We start from the raw sequence: 19,705 nt of genomic DNA on the forward strand, positions 1-19,705 counted from the left end.
GCTCTTTTTCAGTAAAATTCTAACGGCCTAAATAACCATCCCAATCTTTCCAAACGGGCTGTAAACCGGCTTGCACAAGTGCATTCGCTACTTGTGCGGCACTGCGGTTATCATTTGGAGAAAATTGTTCTAGCTCTTCTTTGGTATCTGCATAGCCGCCTGGTTGGGTTTTCGAGCCAGCACTGACGTTGTTAATTGCCAATGGCACCACGTTATCACGGAAATAAGGTGATTCACGGGTTGAGAGTGAAAGCTCTACATTTGGCGCCAGTAAGCGAAAAGCACAAATTAATTGCACTAATTCGGCTTCATTCATCAGTGATGCCGGTTCAACACCACCCGCACAAGGGCGTAAGCGAGGAAAAGAGATAGAATAACGACTTTGCCAGTAGTATTGCTGTAGGTACAACAAATGTTCTGCAACCATATAGCAATCAGTACGCCAACTGTTTGATAAACCAATTAACGCACCAAGGCCGATTTTATCTATACCCGCTTCTCCTAAGCGTTCTGGCGTGGCTAAGCGCCAGTGAAAATCCTGTTTTTTGCCTTTGAGGTGATGGAGTTGATACGTGGGCTCATGGTAGGTTTCTTGATAAACCATCACACCATCTAACCCCAGAGTTTTTAATTCCTTATATTCATCTGTGCTTAATGGCTGCACTTCCATCATTAAGGAACTGAAATAAGGGCGAATGATGGGGAATGTGTGACGAAAATAGTCCATACCCACTTTACTCTGGTGCTCTCCGGTGACTAGCAATAAGCTATCGAAACCAATTTTGCGAATGGTTTCGCACTCATTGATAATTTCAGCGTCATTTAGCGTTTTACGTTTAATTTTATTACTCATCGAAAAACCGCAATAAGTACAATCGTTTGCGCATAGGTTCGATAAATAAAGTGGAACATAAAACCCAACGGCATGGCCAAAGCGTTGTCGGGTGAGTTTCTGAGCTTTTTGTGCCATCAGCTCAATATAGGGACGGGCAGCAGGGGAAAGCAGTGCCATAAAATCATCGAGTGTGAGTATATCCACCGCTAAAGCATGTTCTACATCGGCAGGTGTTTTACTGTTTATCCGCAGTGTCGTATCGACCCAATCCAGTGCTTGTAAGCGTTCTTGGAAGCTTGGGATCATGATAAGGCCCCTAAGAAACTGGTCAATGGGCTGGACGCTTGCGCCTGTTGCTTCGGCGTAGCTAAACCACTTTGATAAGCTAATTCAGCCGCTTCGACCGCGAGTTTAAACGCTTTTGCCATGAGTACAGGTTGTTTTGCTACAGCGATTGCAGTGTTGACTAAAACGGCATCAGCGCCCATTTCGATGGCTTCTGCCGCATGGCTTGGTGCACCAATTCCGGCATCTACAACGACAGGTACAGAAGCTTGTTCAATAATGATACGGAGCATTTCTTTCGTTGCTAAGCCTTTGTTTGTGCCAATCGGTGCGCCTAATGGCATCACAGCGGCACAGCCAACTTCTTCTAAACGACGGCATAACACCGGGTCTGCGCTGCAATAAGGCAATACAACAAATCCCTCTTTAACGAGCTGCTCTGCGGCGAGTAATGTCTCGATGGGATCCGGTAGTAAATAACGCATATCCGGATGGATTTCGAGTTTGACCCAGTTAGTACCAAGGGCTTCACGAGCTAGGCGTGCAGCAAATATCGCCTCTTGGGCATTTTTCGCCCCTGAAGTATTCGGTAATAGTTTCACGCCCAATTGTTGTAGAGGTTGTAAAATACCGTCATCTTGCCCACGTAAATCAATACGTTTCATTGCCATTGTCACCAATTGACTGCCGGATGCCGCAATGGCGTCTTGCATGAGGTTGGCGCTGGCAAATTTACCTGTTCCAGTAAATAGGCGTGAGTGAAAAGTAAAATCTGCGATTTTTAACATCATTAGCCCCCCGCGATAGCTTGAAACAACAAGATATTATCTTGGTCATTAATGAGATATGAATCCCACTGACTCTTCGGAATGATCACTTGATTGATGGCAAGTGCAGTTCCCACCATTGGGCGATCGAGAGTGGAAAATAATTGATTAACCGTCAGTGGGGCGTCGAATTCCATAGGTTGGTCATTAATTATGATATGCATGTTTCTTCCCGACAGATTGGACATTGCAGTGACGGCATTAATTGCAATGTATTCCATTGTTGCTGTTTTCCATCGAATAAACGCAATTTACCGCTCAGTGAAGAGGGAAGGCCGACAAGTAATTTAATGGCTTCCAGTGCTTGCAACGTGCCGATAATCCCAACCACTGGCCCTAATACCCCAGCAGTGCGGCAGTTGCGTTCGGGTTCATCTTGGTCTGGGTATAAACAGGCATAGCAACCGGTACTAAATGGCGGCTCAAGTACCATTAATTGGCCACCAAACCCAACAGCACTGCCGCTGACTAAGGTTGTATTGGTCATGACACAGGCGGCATTAACTGCATGACGAGTGGCCATGTTATCGCAGCAATCAAGCACTAAGTCGACTTGTTCCGCTAATGGAATTAAAGTCTCAACATCCAACTTTTGTGCGATAACATGGGTTCTTACCAACGGATTGAGTTGATGTAGCCTATCTGCGGCAAGCTGGGCTTTTGACTGGCCAATATCATCGGTATCGTAAAGTACCTGCCGTTGTAAGTTAGAAACGTGTAAGTCATCGTGGTCAGCTAGCCACAATTCGCCGACACCAGCGCCCGTTAAATAAAGGGATGCGGGAGAGCCTAAGCCCCCTAAACCGACAATTAGGACTTTGCTATTTTTCAGTTTTTGTTGCCCCTCAGGACTGATGTCTTCAAGTAATAGCTGGCGGCTGTAACGCATGAATTCTTGGTCACTTAACATGATTGAATTCCTTAAATCATCATTAGCCCTGTTTTTATGACGATAAACTAGGGCTAATTTTGTGATTAAAAATCGACTAATTGGCGTGATCCCGCTCAATTAAATTCAGCAAAGTTTCTGTTGCGGCGCGCCAATCATCGGCTTTAGTAATCGCACTGACTAGCGCGACACTCCCCACTCCAGTTGCTAGCACGTCAGGCACTTTATCAATGGAAATCCCACCAATGGCTACCGTTGGGTAATCAGGTGTTGCTTCCACCATGGCTTTAAGTGTTTCTAAACCCTGAGGCGAAGAAGGCATCTCTTTGGTTTGTGTTGGAAAGATATGCCCCATGGCAATGTAGGAAGGGCGAACCGATTTTGCGATAGCCAATTCATGCTCATCGTGCGTTGATATTCCTAAACGTAAGCCTGCTTGGTGGATTGCTAATAAATCGGTAGTTTCCAAATCTTCTTGGCCTAAATGTACGCCATAAGCACCAAACTCGACCGCTAACCGCCAGTAATCATTAATGAATAAGCGTGCGTTATGTTTTTCCCCGAGCGCAATAGCTTGTTGAATCTCATCACGAACATCTGCGTCAGATTTGTCTTTGATACGCAATTGAATTGTGGAAACACCTGCATTAAGCAAACGTTCAATCCATTCAACGGAATCCACAACGGGATAAAGCCCAAGGCGTTGTGCAGTCTCAGGAAAAGGGCTATTTGGGAGAGTTATAGCATTAGGCAATTTTGGCATTTTCATCCACCTCAGCATTCACAATTTCAGCACCGTGATAGAGTTCGCTGCCATGGGCACGGAAGGCTTCTGACATCTGTTCCATACCCGCTTCTTTTTCATTTGCTTCTTTTTGGGCCGCGTAGTCACGAACCTCTTGGGATATTTTCATTGAACAGAATTTAGGCCCACACATAGAACAGAAATGAGCAATTTTCCCAGAGGCTTGTGGTAAGGTTTCATCGTGATATTTGCGAGCAGTTTCAGGATCTAACGCCAAGTTAAATTGGTCTTCCCAGCGGAATTCAAAACGGGCTTTGGACATGGCGTTATCACGGATCTGTGCACCTGGGTGGCCTTTAGCAAGGTCAGCGGCATGGGCTGCAATCTTATAAGTGATTAGCCCTTGTTTAACATCTTCTTTGTTCGGTAATCCTAAGTGCTCTTTAGGGGTGACATAACATAACATCGCACAGCCAAACCAACCGATCATGGCGGCACCAATACCAGAGGTAAAGTGGTCATAACCCGGAGCAATATCTGTTGTTAGAGGCCCTAACGTATAGAATGGCGCTTCGTGGCAGTGCTCTAACTCTTCGGTCATATTGCGGCGGATCATTTGCATTGGTACGTGGCCGGGACCTTCAATCATGACTTGAACATCATATTCCCACGCAATTTTTGTGAGCTCACCAAGGGTATGGAGCTCGGCAAATTGAGCTTGGTCGTTGGCGTCTTGAATTGAACCGGGGCGTAGTCCATCCCCTAACGACAAGGAAACGTCGTAAGCGGCACAAATTTCACAGATTTCACGGAAGTGCTCATACAGGAAATTTTCTTGGTGATGAGACAAGCACCATTTTGCCATGATAGAGCCACCGCGAGAGACGATCCCTGTTAGGCGTTTAGCTGTCATTGGCACATAGCGTAGCAATACGCCGGCATGGATAGTGAAGTAATCGACACCTTGTTCTGCTTGCTCTAATAATGTGTCACGGAACATTTCCCACGTGAGATTTTCGGCGACGCCGTTCACTTTTTCGAGGGCTTGGTAAATCGGAACTGTACCAATAGGCACGGGGCTATTACGTAAAATCCATTCGCGGGTTTCGTGGATATAACGGCCAGTGGATAAATCCATGACGGTATCTGCCCCCCAGCGTGTTGACCAAATCAGTTTTTCTACTTCTTCTTCAATGGATGAGGTGACCGATGAATTACCAATATTGGCATTAACCTTAACCAAGAAATTACGACCAATAATCATTGGTTCTGATTCGGGATGGTTGATATTGGCTGGGATAATAGCGCGACCCGCCGCCACTTCTTGGCGAACAAATTCAGGGGTAATATTCTCTGGCAAATTTGCGCCAAAGCCTTGGCCTGGATGTTGTTGCAATAAAACTTCGTCATGAATACGTTCACGTCCCATATTTTCGCGGATTGCAATAAACTCCATTTCAGGGGTAATGATACCTTTGCGTGCGTAATGTAATTGGGTAACACACTTGTTAGTTTGGGCTTTTAACGGGTGGGGACGGTTGTTAAAGCGTAGATGGTCAAGGCCTGCATCAGCAAGTCGTTGTTGTGTGAAGTCAGAGCTGAGATTTTCTACTTTAGTGGTGTCTGAGCGCTCGTTTATCCATGGCGCGCGAATTTTTTTCAAGCCTTTGTGAACGTTGAGTTCTGATGTTGGGTCGCCGTAAGGGCCTGAAGTGTCGTAGATAGGAACGGGTTCGTTGTCTTCAAATTGCGGGTTGTCTTTGTCGCCACCAATAAGGGTTTGCGAAAGCTGAATTTCTCGCATTGGGACTTGGATATCGTCTCTTGAACCTTGAAGATAAATACGTTCAGAATTGGGAAATGAAACGCCAGAAACAGTGTTGATAAAGTTTTCAGCGGCATCACGTTGGGCTTTACGAGTGCGAGCGGGTGCTGCTTGTGGCGATAAATCAGCTGTAGGGATGATATTTTGTTGTGTATTATTGGACATAGCAATTTCCTGACATTGTCACGGCTATCACAGCTAAGTGTGTAGCGGGTTTATCGAAAGAAAGTTGCTTGTCAGGAGTTCGGAGGAGTAATAAAAAGACATTGCGTTTAATTTTTAGCCAAATGAGAGATGGCAAAAAGACGCTGAGTGATTACTCTTGTTCCCTTCGCGGGTATTAACCCGATCAGGTTCCGCGGATCCCGAATTAACGGTCTCAGCCCGATGCTATGCATGCTAGGCACTCCGACAAGAGATTTCAGTATAAGCTTTCCTCGTCATTCTTCAAGCGATAAGTGCGTTGGCTGCGCTAGGTTCCCCAAGTCACATACTTGTGTATGCTCCTTGGGATAATTCTATTTATCTCCTTCCTCTAGCACGAATAATTTAGAGGAACCTTTGAAAGGCGAGTTAGTTAAAACCTAAAAAATTGAAATCAAGGCTGAGATAAAAATAAGGTTTATAAATTCCACTGATATTGTGGCCAATTGTGTTCGAGTGCGGCTTGCGTTAGGCGTTCGTCGCCGTTGATAATAAATACTTCATCGGCAAATTGGCACATGGGCAGGTCGTTGGCAGAATCGGTATAAAAATATACATAGGCATCAGTGATTGGCTGGTGGCGAACCCAATCCATAAGGCGTTTAACCTTGCCTTCTTTAAAGGTTGGGATACCGTCAATTTCGGTCGTATAGCAGCCATTTTGTTGTTTAATATCGATCCCCATGGCGACGTCTGCACCAAGTTTTTCGGCGATCTTTTTCACAATAAATGAAACAGTTGCGGAGATTACAATAATCGGGATCCTTTTAGCTCGATAATTTGCGATCGTTCTAATCGCTTCAGGGTAGATCCGCGGTAAAATCACGCTTTGTACAAAATCATCCAGCCAGATATCTACTTGTTCCGTTTTTACATTGGCGAGAGTTTGCAGGTTAAAACGTAAGTAAGTCGGCATATCTAATGTGCCTGCATTATATTGCGCCATCATGGCTTTATCCGCCTCTACAAACTGTGGGTCGTTGATAATTTGCCTGTCCCACAGATATTGCGTCCACAATACGCTGCTATCACCTTGAATTAACGTATCATCTAAGTCAAAAATGGCCAGTTGGTTTTGCATTATATTCCTATCTACTTATTAACTAAGTGCGCGAATTTCATTTTTATTAAACATCAATTCAAGGCGAGTGCCCGGTTCAAATAAACGCTCAGATGAGCGATTGAGTAAATCAACTGTCATGTGACCAGCAGGTGTATCGACGCTATAACGAATGATATTTCCCAATAATTGATGGTCAACAATAATAGCATCAACAGGGTGAGAAATATGGCTACCATATTGGCGACCTGCTTCTTTGACATATATAGACTCAGGGCGGATAGCAAGTGTACCTTGTAAATTAAGACCTAACATCGTATTGGCTTTTTTGGAGTCAACAAGGTTGTAATGCCCCATAAACCGAGCGACAAATTCTGTTGCTGGTTGGGTATAAATATTCTCTGCCGTGCCACTTTGCACTATCTGGCCTTTATTCATAAGAAAAATACGGTCAGACATAATCATCGCTTCATCTTGATCATGAGTAACAAAAATTGTCGTTAAACCTAATTCGCGTTGAATCTGGCGAATTTGCTGGCGTAAGTGCTTGCGAATGCGAGCATCAAGAGCAGACAGTGGCTCATCAAGTAACAAAATTTGCGGTTTCATGACTAATGCCCTTGCGAGTGCTACTCGTTGACGCTGTCCACCTGATAGCTGATGGGGAAATTGTTGTTCTTTTCCTTGTAACTCAACTAATTCGATCACTTCAGCGACTGCTTTAGACCTTGCTTGGCTATCAATTTTACGCATTTTTAAACCAAACGCGATATTGTCAACCACAGTCATATTGGGAAATAACGCATAACTTTGGAACACCATACCCACCCCGCGTTGCTGCGCAGCTTGGTGGGTTACATTCTGGCGATTAATATAAAGTTCACCATCATTAAGTTGTTCAAGTCCTGCGATACAGCGTAATAAAGTTGATTTTCCGCAACCACTTGGGCCCAGTAGGGTAATAAATTCGCCTTTTTCGATAGTAAACTGAATATCAGCAAATACCTGATTAGTACCAAAAGATTTAGCTAAGTTTTCCGCAATAACATAACTCATCATTCATCTCCTGAACGATTTAATCGCATTGCTAACCATGTCAGCAATAAGGTAAACAGAAAATATGACATCACCAGAGCAGAAGTGAAATGTCCGCTGGTTTGTCGCATATTGAAAAGATAGATTTGCAAGGTTTCATAACGTGTTCCCACTAGAATATTGGCAAACACAAATTCACCCATTAAAAATGAAAATGAAATTAATAATGAGACCAACATACCTTTGCGAATATTTGGTAACACAATCATCATAAAAGCTTGGAAAGTACTGGCGCCGAGTAAATGTGCAGCGTCCATTAAGTCATGTAAATTAATACCTTGAAAGCTATTCGCAAGAGCACGATACATAAAAGGTAACGTGATGGTGAAATAAGTACCAATCAGGATCCAAGGAGTGCCAACTAACATGAATGGTTCATCGGCAAATATTTGCAGCAAGCCCACCGACGAGACGACAGGCGGAATCGCAAAGGGTAAAATAATCAGTAAATCTATCACCCCTTTGAGTTTAGGGAACCGATAAAATACCGCAAATGTCATCGGCAAAATAATTAATGTGCTAACCAGCAACGTACCAAAGCAAATTATTAATGAACGACCAAATGCCATGAGAAAACGCGGGTCTTGCCACAATTGTAGATACCATTTGATGGACAAGGCATCGGGTAGCACAGTGGCTCCCCAAGAGCTGGCGATGGAATACAAAAATGTGGCAATAATAGGTAGCGCTAATAGGCTAGCAACACTGATTAATACTAACTTATGGAGCCATAATCCAGAGGGTTTATTGTTATTGGTTATCATTTGGCTAATCACATTATTATTTTGCATGGTAGCTCCGCTTGATTAACCAATGATGGATAGCAGTAATAAAAGCTAAGATAGCGATAAGTAGCATTGATAACGCAGCAGCCATATTCGGTTCGAGAAACAAATCGCCGGAAACTAAACTGGCAATTCGGATAGTCACAAGGTTGTAATTACCACTCGTTAAGGCATAAGTACTGGCGTATGCGCCCATGGCATTAGCAATTAGGATAATAAAAGTACCAAGTAAAGCAGGGGAAAGCACTGGAATAGCAACTTTTAACCAATAGGTTAGCTTGCTTGCTCCCATTGTTTTCGCAGCGTCTTCCCACTCCGGTTTTAGTGCATCAAAGGCGGGGTAGAGCAACAAAACGCCTAATGGGATCTGAAAATACACATACAACAGCATTAACCCGCTGGCACTGTATATATTAAAATCTTCGATAATTCCCCATGCCTTGAGTTGTAAGGTAATCGCGCCGTTGAAGCCCAAAATAATAATGAATGCAAAAGCAAGGGGTACACCGCTGAAATTACTGGCCATGGTGGTGAAGGAGATCATTATCCGGCGAATTTTCCCTTGCATTTTATAAATGGAAAATGCCGTGATACTGGAAATGAATAAGCCAATTACACTGCAAATAACGGAAAGCCATAGGGTATTTTCAAACGCTTGTAAGTAAAAATCATTATTGAATACTTCAAGGTAGTTACCTAATGACCATGCTTCTTCGTAGATAAAGCTATTAATTAGCACCCAAATCATTGGGGCGATTTGGAATAGACTAAACAGCACAAAGAATGGCAGCAGTAGCAGTGCCGCACGCCAATGAAAACGAGCAAAGCGTTTTTTTAACATGGCAATTTTTCCCTGTTGTTGGTATGCCTGTTCACAGGGGGCAGGAATATCAGCCATTACAAATCTCCTTGTAACAGCGCATCACAAACTGGTTTATCGAGAGAGTGGGTTCCAAGTAAACGACAAATGGTTCCACAAATCTCAGTTTGCTCAATATTGCAGGGTTGATGAGAAAATTGCGAACCGACAACAAACAATGGAACTAAACACTCTTCAGGGAGTGTCCCTCCGTGGCTGCGATCATTATTCATACCGTGATCACTCGTGATCAGAATTTGATAACCTTGCTCAACCCATGTAGGAATATAATTCGACAGGATAATATCTGCATGGCGTGCTGCATTACGGTATTGTGGGGAATCAAAGCCAAACTTATGCCCTGTATCATCTATATTCATAGGGTGAATCAATAAGAAATCAGGATCAAATTGACTACGTAAATATTCCGCATCAACAAATAAATGGTCATCAGGGTAATGATCTGCTTGATAAAAGCAGCCATGTTGGATGGTTAGCGACTCATCATGGGTAAAACGGTCTCTTGTTGCTACGAAAGGTGCTCGGTTATACAGTTCACTCACCCAATAATAAGCAGCGGCGGCAGTTGTTTTACCTGCAAGGCGAGCAAGAGAGAATATGCTGTCAAAATGGGATAACCGGACAATTTGGTTATTTACAATACCGCTTTTGACAGGTGGAACTCCCGTTAGTATACATTCATATAGAGGGCGAGACATCGAAGGAAGCTCGCACTCTAATCGGTAAAGTGTTGCACTGTCGGCTTTGATTAAACCGTTGAGATAGCCCATACAATGATGGGCTACTGAATAACTTAAACCGTCAAGGACAACAAGTATGACTTTCTCAGACATCAATTTTTTCCTAAAATCAATACATTAAATTACTGCTGGTGGATCAAAACTTGCTGTTGCCACATTTTAGGGAGATTACGAGACGACTTTTCCCAACCTTCTGCATTCTTAATGGGTTGAACATTTTTATATTGTTCTTCGGGTAGTAATTTGGCTTTAATATCATCAGGTAAGGTTAAATATTGTGCACGAATTGGTCGAGCATAGCCTTCTGCAAGGTTTAATTGGCCTTTATCACTGAAAATAAATTCACGAGCTAATTTTGCCGCATTTGGGTTTTTGGCAAATTTATTGATGATAGTGGTGTAACCTGAAATGACAGAACCGTCAGATGGGATCACAACTGTAAAGCGATCACGATTGATCTGATCACGGTAATTCAGTGCGTTGAAGTCCCATAAGATGCCAACTTCGACTTCACCTTTTTCGATATTTGCGACAGTTGGATCATTAACGGATAGGCGTTTTTGTTTGGCGAGTTCAGCAAAATACTCAATGGCAGGTTTTAGGTTATTTTCATCACCACCACGGGCAAATGCGGCAGCTAGTACAGCATTATTGGCTTGTGCAGCGATACCAACATCCCCAACGGTGACTTTATATTTCCCTTTTAGTAAATCATCCCAGCTTTTCGGTGCATCTTTCACTAAATCATTATTAATCATAAAAGCGATAGACCCCGTATAGGCTAAAGCCCAATGACCGTCTTTGTCTTTTGCCCAATCAGGAATTTGTGACCACGTTGTTGGTTTATAAGGTTGAGTCACTCCTTTTTGCACGGCAACAGGCCCAAAAGAAGCACCGACATCACCAATATCTGCTGTCGCATTATTTTTTTCTGCGGCAAATTTGGCAATTTCTTGAGCGGAGCTCATATCAGTATCTTGATGCTTCAAGCCATATTGTGCCGCTAAGTCTTGCCAAGTTCCTTTCCAGTTAGCCCAAGTATCAGGCATTCCAACGCTGTAAACTTGCCCTTCTTTTTTCGCTGCATCGATTAACTCTGCTAAATTAGCATCAGCAGCTAATGTCACACTGGATGCGGTCAATGATAGTAAAATCGCAGGAACGATAGTTTTCATTATTTTCTCACTTTTGCAGAACGGTGAACCGTATTGGTTACTTAGCATCCTAATTTTAAGAAGTGACAGTTAGTTGATCCTTTTATGACAGTTTTTAGACATTTTATGGAATGGAACGTCTAAAAAGTGTCAAAATTGACAAAGAAAAATAATGAAACAAACGTTTGAATGACATTGTGTCAAAGAAGTGTATTGTGTCATTAATAGATTGATCTTATCGACAATAAAAACTAACAAAAGATGTAAAAAATGAATAAGTTAAAATTATCAGGAACAGAAAGTGGTTGGTGGTTTATCTGTTTTTCCGGGCGTTTGTGGTTACCTCATGGGGATATTCCACGAGGTATGGCAAAGGACTATTTGTTAGAAGGAAAAACAGCAACGCCAATCGGTGAGTGGCTAGGGGAAATTGTCTGGTTGATCGCCGAAAAAATGCCATCAGATATGTCATCTCCCCGTATCGTTGCTGCGCAAGATGAAGGTTTATTTCGTCTTGCTGGGCGAGGTGTGCAATTGGCGGAATTCTATCGCTCTCATCGTTATTGCGGCTATTGTGGTACGGCAATGCGCCATAGCGAAACAGAATGGGCGTGTTTGTGTGACCATTGCCATGAGCGTTATTACCCGCAGATTGCCCCTTGTATTATTGTGGGGATCCGCCGTGATGACCATATTCTATTGGCTCAGCACCGGCGCCATTCGCAAAATCCATTATTTACTGTACTTGCGGGTTTTGTTGAAGTTGGTGAAACATTAGAAGAAGCTGTTATGCGCGAAGTCATGGAAGAAAGCCATATAAAAGTGAAAAATATTCGTTACGTATCTTCACAACCATGGCCTTTTCCTCATTCCTTAATGATGGGCTTTCTCGCGGATTATGAGAGTGGTGATATTAAAGTAGACCCTAAGGAACTGGTGAGCGCAAATTGGTATCATTACAATGAATTACCGTTGATCCCACCGGCAGACACAATCGCTAGACGTTTGATTGAAGATACGGTCGCATTGTGTCGTCAGAGTGAATATGAAACGGGCAAATAGCACAGCGCTGATATTGTTACCATTAACATGATACAATAATGAACTTCGCTCTTAGCCATTTGCGGCGGCCACTTATAATAATGGAGTAAATAATGACTGAGTTAAAAAATGACCGCTATCTACGCGCTTTGCTACGTCAGCCTGTAGATGTGACCCCTGTATGGATGATGCGTCAAGCAGGGCGTTACCTGCCTGAATATAAAGCAACACGCGCTGAAGCTGGTGATTTTATTGCTCTGTGCAAAAATACCGAATTGGCTTGTGAAGTGACATTACAGCCATTACGTCGTTTTCCATTAGACGCTGCAATTTTATTTTCTGATATTCTCACTATCCCTGATGCAATGGGGCTTGGGTTATATTTCGAAACGGGTGAAGGCCCACGTTTTCATAAACCGATTATGAGCGCAGCAGATGTAAAAAATATCCCTATTCCTGATCCTGAAATGGAACTTGGTTATGTGATGGATGCAGTTCGTGCCATCCGTAAAGCGCTTGAAGGTAGTGTGCCACTAATTGGTTTCTCTGGTAGCCCGTGGACACTGGCAACTTATATGGTGGAAGGCGGCAGTAGCAAAGCATTCACTAAAATCAAAAAGATGATGTACGAAGACCCGAACACATTGCATTTGTTATTAGATAAACTGGCAGATAGTGTCATTTTATACTTGAATGCTCAAATTCGAGCAGGTGCACAGTCCGTGATGATTTTTGACACATGGGGTGGGGTCTTAACTAAGCGTGATTATTTACAGTTTTCATTGAATTATATGCATAAAATTATTGATGGCTTAATTCGTGAAAATGACGGTCGCCGTGTTCCTGTCACCTTATTCACTAAAGGTGGCGGCCAGTGGTTAGAGGAAATGGCTGCAACGGGTTGCGATGCATTAGGGCTTGATTGGACGACTGAAATTGCAGATGCTCGTCGTCGTGTCGGTGATAAAGTTGCTTTACAAGGTAATATGGACCCATCCATGTTATATGCGCCACCGGCTCGTATAGAAGAAGAAGTGCAAAATATTCTATCAGGCTTCGGCCAAGGTGAAGGGCACGTATTTAATTTAGGTCATGGTATCCATCAGGATGTTCCACCTGAGCATGCAGGTACATTTGTGGATGCTGTTCACCGTTTATCCCGCCAATATCATCAATAACTATCGTTTATTGATCTTCTTGATTTGTGGTGTATTTATAGAATCTTGTAAGTACACCATTATCATCTATGATTAAGAATAATTAAATCTCATAAGCAATGGACGCATGATGGTTTTAGATACTCAACGATTACGAAAAGAACAAACTAGCGAAGCTTCAAAAATCATTTTGCAGGATGAATTTCCACCACTCAAATTGATTGGTGGAGCCGATGTAGGCTTTGAACAGCAAGGCACTATTACACGTGCAGTGGTAGCTGTACTATCTTGGCCACAGTTAGAACTTGTTGAGTATCAAATAGCTCGAATACCGACTCAATTGCCTTATATTCCGGGATTACTTTCTTTTCGTGAAGTCCCAGGGTTAATGGCGGCGTGGGAAAAAATACAAAACAAACCTGAATTAGTGCTTGTGGATGGGCAAGGGATTGCACATCCGCGGCGGTTTGGTGTTGCCTGCCATTTTGGGTTACAAGCGAATATAGCCACAATTGGTGTAGCAAAAAGCCGTTTATGTGGTGATGCGGTTGAGTTAAGTGAAGAGCCTGAAAGTGTTCAGCCGTTAATGGCAGGTGAAAATCAACTCGGTTGGGTGTTGCGGAGTAAAAAACGCTGCAAACCATTATATGTTTCGCCGGGGCATAAAGTAGGTTTTTCGTCTTCCCTAGCGTGGGTTAAGCAGTGTCTAAGAGGCTATCGGTTGCCGGAACCGACGCGTTTTGCTGACGGAATTGCATCAAATCGAACGTTTTTTAAGCGAATGAATGAGAAAATCAGCTAATTATCAGCAAAATATGTGGCATTGACAGATTTTCAGGTAAACTGCGAAGTATTAAGATTGATGAGTCAGAAATTATGTTAAGAAATCCCATTCATTTGAGGTTGGAAAAATTAGAAAGCTGGCAACATACAACTTTCATGGCGAGCCTATGTGAAAGAATGTATCCGAACTTTCAAATGTTTTGTCAGCAAACTGAATTTGCCGATGCAAAAGTTTATCGTTCCATCCTTGATTTAGTTTGGGAAACTTTGGTCATTAAAGATAGCAAAGTCAATTTCGACAATCAGTTAGAAAAATTAGAAGAAATTATCCCATCAGCAGATGATTTCGATATGTATGGTGTGTATCCAGCTATTGATGCCTGTATTGCATTAGGTGAAATTATTCATTCGAAATTGAGCGGTGAAACCCTCGAACACGCAATATTGGTTAGCGAAGCATCCATTCGTACAGTTGCCATGCTCGAAATGACTCAAGCAGGGCGGGAAATGACAGAAGAAGAACTCAAAGAAATCCCGGCCGTTGAAGAGGAATGGGATATCCAGTGGGACATTTTCCGCTTACTGGCAGCTTGTGAAGAGCGCGACTTAGAGTTAATTAAAGGATTAAAATCTGACCTCCGCGAAGCGGGGGTGAGCAATATAGGTATTACTTTAAGCTGATTTTCGCATTTTCATTATCGAAAACGTGACTTGACGCAGTAATGCTGAGTACTAAGACTTCACATTTGCCCCTACTCTGGTCTACATTTAGGGGCGAGAAGAAGTGGCTATCGGGGGCGTGTATCAGGGGCTGTCAATTTGGCATATCCGACGCACTCGATGCTTTGCAAACGATAAACACACTGTGTAAGGATAATTTATGAATAAGACTGAATTAGTTGATGCTATCGCAGAATCAGCGGACCTGACCAAAGTTCAGGCAAAAGCGGCATTAGAATCTACTCTGAATGCTATTTCTGAAACGCTGAAAAAAGGCGAGCAAGTCCAACTGGTCGGTTTCGGTACTTTTAAAGTTAGCCACCGTGCTGCGCGTACTGGTCGTAACCCACAAACTAAAGCAGAAATTCAAATTCCTGCTACAACTGTACCCGCTTTCTCTGCCGGTAAAGCACTGAAAGAAGCTGTAAAATAAGAACATTGTACAGACGAATCACCAGAAGGGGTAAAAAACTACCCCTTTTGTTTATTCAAAAAGGGTTGCTGGTATTGGGAGCCATCTCAATGCTAAGCGCCTGTTCTTCTAATGCACCAAAGCTACCTGAGTTTAGTGCAAGCGGTTTTATTGCCGATGATGGCGTCATTCGTATGTGGCGGCTAAATAATGCAAAAAGCCAACCTCTGGTCTTAATGGTGGTTTATAGCCCCTATAAAGGCACAGACACTTCCGTTAATTTCTTCGAGTACCGCTCTGGTAACCTCTGGCAAATTCGTAGCCAAATCTTGAATCAAAAAAATGGTGATATCACTGAACAATTACGTTTCGATAAAAATAATGACGTTATTTTTATGCAGCGTGCTCAAGATGGCCATAAAACATCACTTTCGGCTGATGAAATCACGCGTTGGCGCTTTGAAGCAGAACGCATACTCGAGACAAACACTGCACTGATTGTCGGCGGCGTCAAACTCTATCAAGGTCGCTGGCAACAAGGCAAAGTGACCACCTGTGAGGGTGATGTGCGTGAAGTGGCTTTCGAACCCTATGCTGAAAATTGGTTGCAAAACCGTGCAAAAGTGTGGCATTCCCAGCTAAATTTAGCGTGGTTGGAGTCTTCAGAGGGAAACCAGCTTTTGATGGTAGCTGATACCGATTTTTGCCGCTGGCAACCTTCTAAAGATAGCTTATAAATAATCGCTCGTCGTCTTTCGAGCCTCAGCTATATTGCTACGTTCGCTCACTCTAGTCACATACTTATGTATGTTCCTAGAGATTCTCTCTCTTGCAGCTTTGCTGTGATTCGAAATACTTAGAGCCATTGTCTGTGTGAATGGTCAAAGGCAAAAACAAATTCAAAAAATAGAAAATAAAAAAGCTGATAAAAGTTTCCTCTTATCAGCCCAGGGAATGGTTTAGTACTTTGTATTATTTTATACGAGCGATAGCGCGGTAGCCGATGTCGTTGCGGTAGAAGCTATCATTCCAGTGAATCGCTTTGGCGACTTCATAAGCTTTGGCTTGTGCTTTAGCAATATCATTACCTAATGCTGTTACGCATAGGACGCGACCACCGGCAGTCACGACTTCTCCATCTTTCATGCGAGTACCAGCATGGAAAACTTTACTATCCGTGGCTTCAGTGGTTGGTAAACCTGAAATTACATCGCCATTGTGGTAATCACCTGGGTAACCACCTGCAGCAATTACTACCCCTAAAGCAGGGCGTTCATCCCATAATGAATCTTTACCTGCTAACTCACCTTTCGCGCCAGCTAAACATAAAGCGACTAAGTCCGATTGCAAGCGCATCATAATAGGTTGAGTTTCAGGATCGCCAAAACGGCAGTTAAACTCGATAACTTTTGGGTTACCTGCTTTATCAATCATTAAACCTGCATATAAGAAGCCTTGGTAGCGGTTTCCTTCTTGGTCCATACCTTTAACTGTAGGGTAAATGACTTGTTCCATTACGCGTTTATGTATTTCATCTGTCACAACAGGCGCTGGGGAGTAAGCGCCCATTCCACCTGTATTTAGGCCAGTATCACCATCACCAACACGTTTGTGATCTTGGCTAGTCGCCATTGGAATGACATTTTCACCATCTACCATAACGATGAAACTCGCTTCTTCACCATCAAGAAATTCTTCGATCACGATACGGTGGCCTGCATCACCAAAGGCATTCCCTGCTAACATGTCATGAACAGCTTCTTTCGCTTCTTGCAGAGTCATTGCAACAATAACCCCTTTACCTGCAGCAAGCCCATCTGCTTTGATCACGATTGGTGCGCCTACTTTATCTAAGTAAGCTAAAGCAGGTTCAATTTCAGTAAAATTTTCATAAGCCGCAGTAGGAATATGATGACGAGCTAAAAAATCTTTGGTAAATGCTTTTGAACCCTCAAGCTGTGCAGCACCTTGGGTTGGGCCAAAAATAGTTAAGCCAGCAGCCTTAAACGCATCGACTACACCAATAACCAATGGTGCTTCAGGGCCGACAATAGTTAAACCAATTTGCTTATCTTTGGCGAATTGAAGCAATCCATTGATATCAGTTGCCGAAATATTGACGTTTTCAAGGGTCGGCTCTAATGCTGTGCCTGCATTGCCTGGGGCAACATACACTTTATTTGCTAAAGGGGATTGAGCCGCTTTCCAAGCTAAGGCATGTTCACGGCCGCCGCCACCAATAATCAAAATATTCATTACTAGACTCCTAATAATTAGTGACGGAAATGACGCATATTAGTGAAAATCATGGCGATACCATGTTCATTTGCCGCCGCAATGACTTCATCATCACGGATAGAACCACCTGGTTGGATAACACAGGTTACTCCAACAGCAGCTGCGGCATCAATACCATCGCGGAATGGGAAAAAGGCATCTGAGGCCATTGCACAGCCAGCGACTTCTAAACCTTCATCAGCGGCTTTAATACCTGCAATTTTTGCAGAATAGACACGGCTCATTTGCCCTGCACCAATTCCAACGGTCATGTCATTTTTGGCATAAACAATCGCATTCGATTTCACAAACTTCGCGACTTTCCAGCAGAACATAGCATCTTTTAATTCACGCTCTGTAGGTTGGCGGTTTGTGACTACACGTAGCGCTTCCTTTTCAACCATACCTAAGTCACGGTCTTGTACCAATAAACCACCATTCACACGTTTAAAGTCTAATCCTGTAACTGGTTTGCTCCATTCGCCACATTCAAGTACGCGAACGTTTTGTTTAGTCTCAAGAATAGGTAGTGCATCTTTAGCAACAGAAGGCGCAATAATGACTTCCACAAATTGGCGATCGATAATGGCTTGAGCAGTTTCTTTATCTAATTGACGATTGAAAGCGATAATGCCGCCAAAAGCAGAAGTTGGATCAGTTTTGAATGCGTTATCATAAGCAGCATGAATCGAATCACCGATAGCGACACCACAAGGGTTTGCATGTTTAACAATGACACAAGCAGGCTCTTCGAATGATTTAACGCATTCAAGAGCTGCATCGGTATCAGCGATATTGTTATAAGACAGGGCTTTACCTTGGATCTGCTGAGCAGTTGCAATAGACGCTTCTTTTGGGTTTTCTTCTATATAAAAAGCGGCATCTTGATGGCTGTTCTCTCCGTAACGCATGTCTTGTTTCTTAATAAAATTTAAATTCAAGGTGCGAGGGAAACGGCCAGAAGGCTGGGTCGTATCACCATAATAAGGGGCAACTAATTCACCAAAGTAATTCGCAATCATGCTGTCATAAGCTGCAGTGTGTTCAAAAGCTTTAATTGCGAGGTCAAACCGCGTAGACCAATTGAGTGAGTTTTCGTGGTTATCCATTTCATCAATAATGATTTGATAGTCATTACTATTTACTACAATTGCTACGTCTTTATGGTTCTTAGCCGCGGAGCGCACCATGGTTGGGCCGCCGATATCAATATTCTCTACAGCATCTTCAAGGGTACAATTTGGTTTTGCCACGGTTTGGGCAAATGGATATAGATTAACAACGACCATATCAATCGGTGCAATATCATGCTGTTGCATAATGGCATCATCCGTACCACGACGACCTAAAATTCCGCCATGCACTTTCGGGTGCAATGTTTTTACTCGGCCATCCATCATTTCAGGGAACCCTGTGTAATCTGAAACTTCAGTTACGTTTAGTCCTGACTCAGCGAGTAACTTTGCAGTACCGCCGGTAGATAGGAGCTCAACACCACGTTGAGATAACGCCTTAGCGAATTCAACAACCCCTGTTTTATCAGACACACTAAGCAGGGCACGACGAATAGGACGAAGCAGTTGCATGAGATAGATCCCTTGGATTTGAATAAATAAGGCAATAACGAATATCAGTCAGTGAAAAACTCAACGAGCTTTTCTTATATACCTATTATATCTATTGATGAAAGCAAAGCGGAATTTGCCAACTTTCTCTATAACAATATATAAGTCACTAACAATTTCAGAACATAAAAACAAAATCAATGCTGAAATTTCGAACCAATTGTAACGCAAACGTTTGCGTAATGCGCGATAATTTTAAAATTATTTTCAGGTTGTGGATAACTTCGTGCATAAGTCAGTATAAGTAGGAGTTTTGCTGTGGAATGCAGCAGTTGAATAAAAAAATGCAAAAAAGGGGTTGCCAGATTTTTCTGACTCCCTATAATGCGCATCCACTGACCGGGAACAAGACAACGCAAAGCGCGG

General features: G+C 43.0%; 20 protein-coding genes and 1 riboswitch. Of the genes, 6 read left to right on the forward strand and 14 right to left on the reverse strand.

The annotated features are described in order from the left end of the window. Positions 1–19: 19 nt before the first annotated feature. The 12 genes from thiH to ACU696_RS04210 form a co-directional block, all read right to left on the reverse strand. Positions 20–1,141, reverse strand: a complete 1,122-nt coding sequence (gene thiH / locus ACU696_RS04155) for a 2-iminoacetate synthase ThiH (RefSeq protein ID WP_117163047.1) — start codon at positions 1,139–1,141, stop codon at positions 20–22. Continuing rightward, positions 1,138–1,908 carry a thiazole synthase gene (locus ACU696_RS04160; protein WP_110732256.1) on the reverse strand — a complete coding sequence of 257 codons (771 nt, stop codon included), beginning with the start codon at positions 1,906–1,908 and terminating at the stop codon, positions 1,138–1,140. The genes thiH and ACU696_RS04160 overlap by 4 nt, the downstream gene beginning before the upstream one ends. A 2-nt stretch (positions 1,909–1,910) precedes the next feature. Next, positions 1,911–2,111 (reverse strand): sulfur carrier protein ThiS, encoded by a 201-nt coding sequence (gene thiS, locus ACU696_RS04165; protein WP_004265860.1) that lies wholly within the window; start codon positions 2,109–2,111, stop codon positions 1,911–1,913. Continuing rightward, positions 2,099–2,857: a HesA/MoeB/ThiF family protein gene (locus tag ACU696_RS04170; protein WP_004265857.1), complete on the reverse strand. Its 759-nt coding sequence runs from the start codon at positions 2,855–2,857 to the stop codon at positions 2,099–2,101. Before ACU696_RS04170 ends, thiS begins: the two co-directional genes overlap by 13 nt. Positions 2,858–2,933: 76 nt before the next feature. Continuing rightward, the gene (gene thiE / locus ACU696_RS04175) at positions 2,934–3,599 is read right to left on the reverse strand and encodes a thiamine phosphate synthase (protein WP_109913192.1); all 666 of its coding nucleotides are present in this window, start codon (positions 3,597–3,599) and stop codon (positions 2,934–2,936) included. Next, positions 3,583–5,571, reverse strand: coding sequence for a phosphomethylpyrimidine synthase ThiC (gene thiC / locus ACU696_RS04180; protein ID WP_209102817.1), 1,989 nt, complete (start codon positions 5,569–5,571; stop codon positions 3,583–3,585). The genes thiE and thiC overlap by 17 nt, the downstream gene beginning before the upstream one ends. A gap of 144 nt (positions 5,572–5,715) precedes the next feature. Further along, positions 5,716–5,827: riboswitch (TPP riboswitch) on the reverse strand. 201 nt (positions 5,828–6,028) lie between these two features. Continuing rightward, entirely contained in the window at positions 6,029–6,691 is a 663-nt protein-coding gene (locus ACU696_RS04185; protein WP_110731451.1) for an HAD family hydrolase, read from the reverse strand. 18 nt (positions 6,692–6,709) lie between these two features. Beyond that, on the reverse strand, positions 6,710–7,726 hold the full coding sequence (locus ACU696_RS04190; protein ID WP_109913189.1) for an ABC transporter ATP-binding protein: 1,017 nt from the start codon (positions 7,724–7,726) through the stop codon (positions 6,710–6,712). Next, the gene (locus ACU696_RS04195; RefSeq protein WP_421667219.1) at positions 7,726–8,556 is read right to left on the reverse strand and encodes an ABC transporter permease; all 831 of its coding nucleotides are present in this window, start codon (positions 8,554–8,556) and stop codon (positions 7,726–7,728) included. The genes ACU696_RS04190 and ACU696_RS04195 overlap by 1 nt, the downstream gene beginning before the upstream one ends. Beyond that, positions 8,546–9,448, reverse strand: a complete 903-nt coding sequence (locus ACU696_RS04200) for an ABC transporter permease (RefSeq protein WP_109913187.1) — start codon at positions 9,446–9,448, stop codon at positions 8,546–8,548. Before ACU696_RS04200 ends, ACU696_RS04195 begins: the two co-directional genes overlap by 11 nt. Next, a complete protein-coding gene (locus ACU696_RS04205) occupies positions 9,448–10,263 on the reverse strand; it encodes an alkaline phosphatase family protein (protein WP_109913186.1) in 816 nt (271 codons plus the stop codon). The genes ACU696_RS04200 and ACU696_RS04205 overlap by 1 nt, the downstream gene beginning before the upstream one ends. A 29-nt stretch (positions 10,264–10,292) precedes the next feature. Beyond that, positions 10,293–11,345, reverse strand: a complete 1,053-nt coding sequence (locus tag ACU696_RS04210; RefSeq protein ID WP_109913185.1) for an ABC transporter substrate-binding protein — start codon at positions 11,343–11,345, stop codon at positions 10,293–10,295. A 249-nt stretch (positions 11,346–11,594) separates the two neighbouring features. On the opposite strand from ACU696_RS04210, the gene nudC reads away from it, so the two are divergent. The 6 genes from nudC to ACU696_RS04240 all read left to right on the forward strand — a co-directional run bounded on the left by nudC (position 11,595) and on the right by ACU696_RS04240 (position 16,174). Next, positions 11,595–12,386 (forward strand): NAD(+) diphosphatase, encoded by a 792-nt coding sequence (nudC, locus tag ACU696_RS04215; protein WP_117163045.1) that lies wholly within the window; start codon positions 11,595–11,597, stop codon positions 12,384–12,386. 92 nt (positions 12,387–12,478) lie between these two features. Next, the gene (hemE, locus tag ACU696_RS04220; protein WP_109913183.1) at positions 12,479–13,543 is read left to right on the forward strand and encodes a uroporphyrinogen decarboxylase; all 1,065 of its coding nucleotides are present in this window, start codon (positions 12,479–12,481) and stop codon (positions 13,541–13,543) included. 109 nt (positions 13,544–13,652) lie between these two features. Further along, entirely contained in the window at positions 13,653–14,324 is a 672-nt protein-coding gene (nfi, locus tag ACU696_RS04225; RefSeq protein WP_109913198.1) for a deoxyribonuclease V, read from the forward strand. A 74-nt stretch (positions 14,325–14,398) separates the two neighbouring features. Continuing rightward, positions 14,399–14,986 carry a YjaG family protein gene (locus ACU696_RS04230; RefSeq protein WP_109913182.1) on the forward strand — a complete coding sequence of 196 codons (588 nt, stop codon included), beginning with the start codon at positions 14,399–14,401 and terminating at the stop codon, positions 14,984–14,986. A gap of 199 nt (positions 14,987–15,185) precedes the next feature. Further along, positions 15,186–15,458, forward strand: coding sequence for an HU family DNA-binding protein (locus ACU696_RS04235; RefSeq protein WP_004264522.1), 273 nt, complete (start codon positions 15,186–15,188; stop codon positions 15,456–15,458). Between the two features lie 89 nt (positions 15,459–15,547). Then, positions 15,548–16,174, forward strand: coding sequence for a DUF1481 domain-containing protein (locus tag ACU696_RS04240; protein WP_109913181.1), 627 nt, complete (start codon positions 15,548–15,550; stop codon positions 16,172–16,174). Between the two features lie 235 nt (positions 16,175–16,409). Here the strand turns inward: ACU696_RS04240 and purD are convergent, their stop codons facing one another. Beyond that, the gene (gene purD, locus ACU696_RS04245) at positions 16,410–17,693 is read right to left on the reverse strand and encodes a phosphoribosylamine--glycine ligase (protein ID WP_109913180.1); all 1,284 of its coding nucleotides are present in this window, start codon (positions 17,691–17,693) and stop codon (positions 16,410–16,412) included. 17 nt (positions 17,694–17,710) lie between these two features. Next, a complete protein-coding gene (gene purH, locus ACU696_RS04250; RefSeq protein ID WP_109913179.1) occupies positions 17,711–19,300 on the reverse strand; it encodes a bifunctional phosphoribosylaminoimidazolecarboxamide formyltransferase/IMP cyclohydrolase in 1,590 nt (529 codons plus the stop codon). Positions 19,301–19,705 lie beyond the last annotated feature (405 nt).

The organism is Providencia sp. PROV_01 (genome assembly GCF_053098325.1).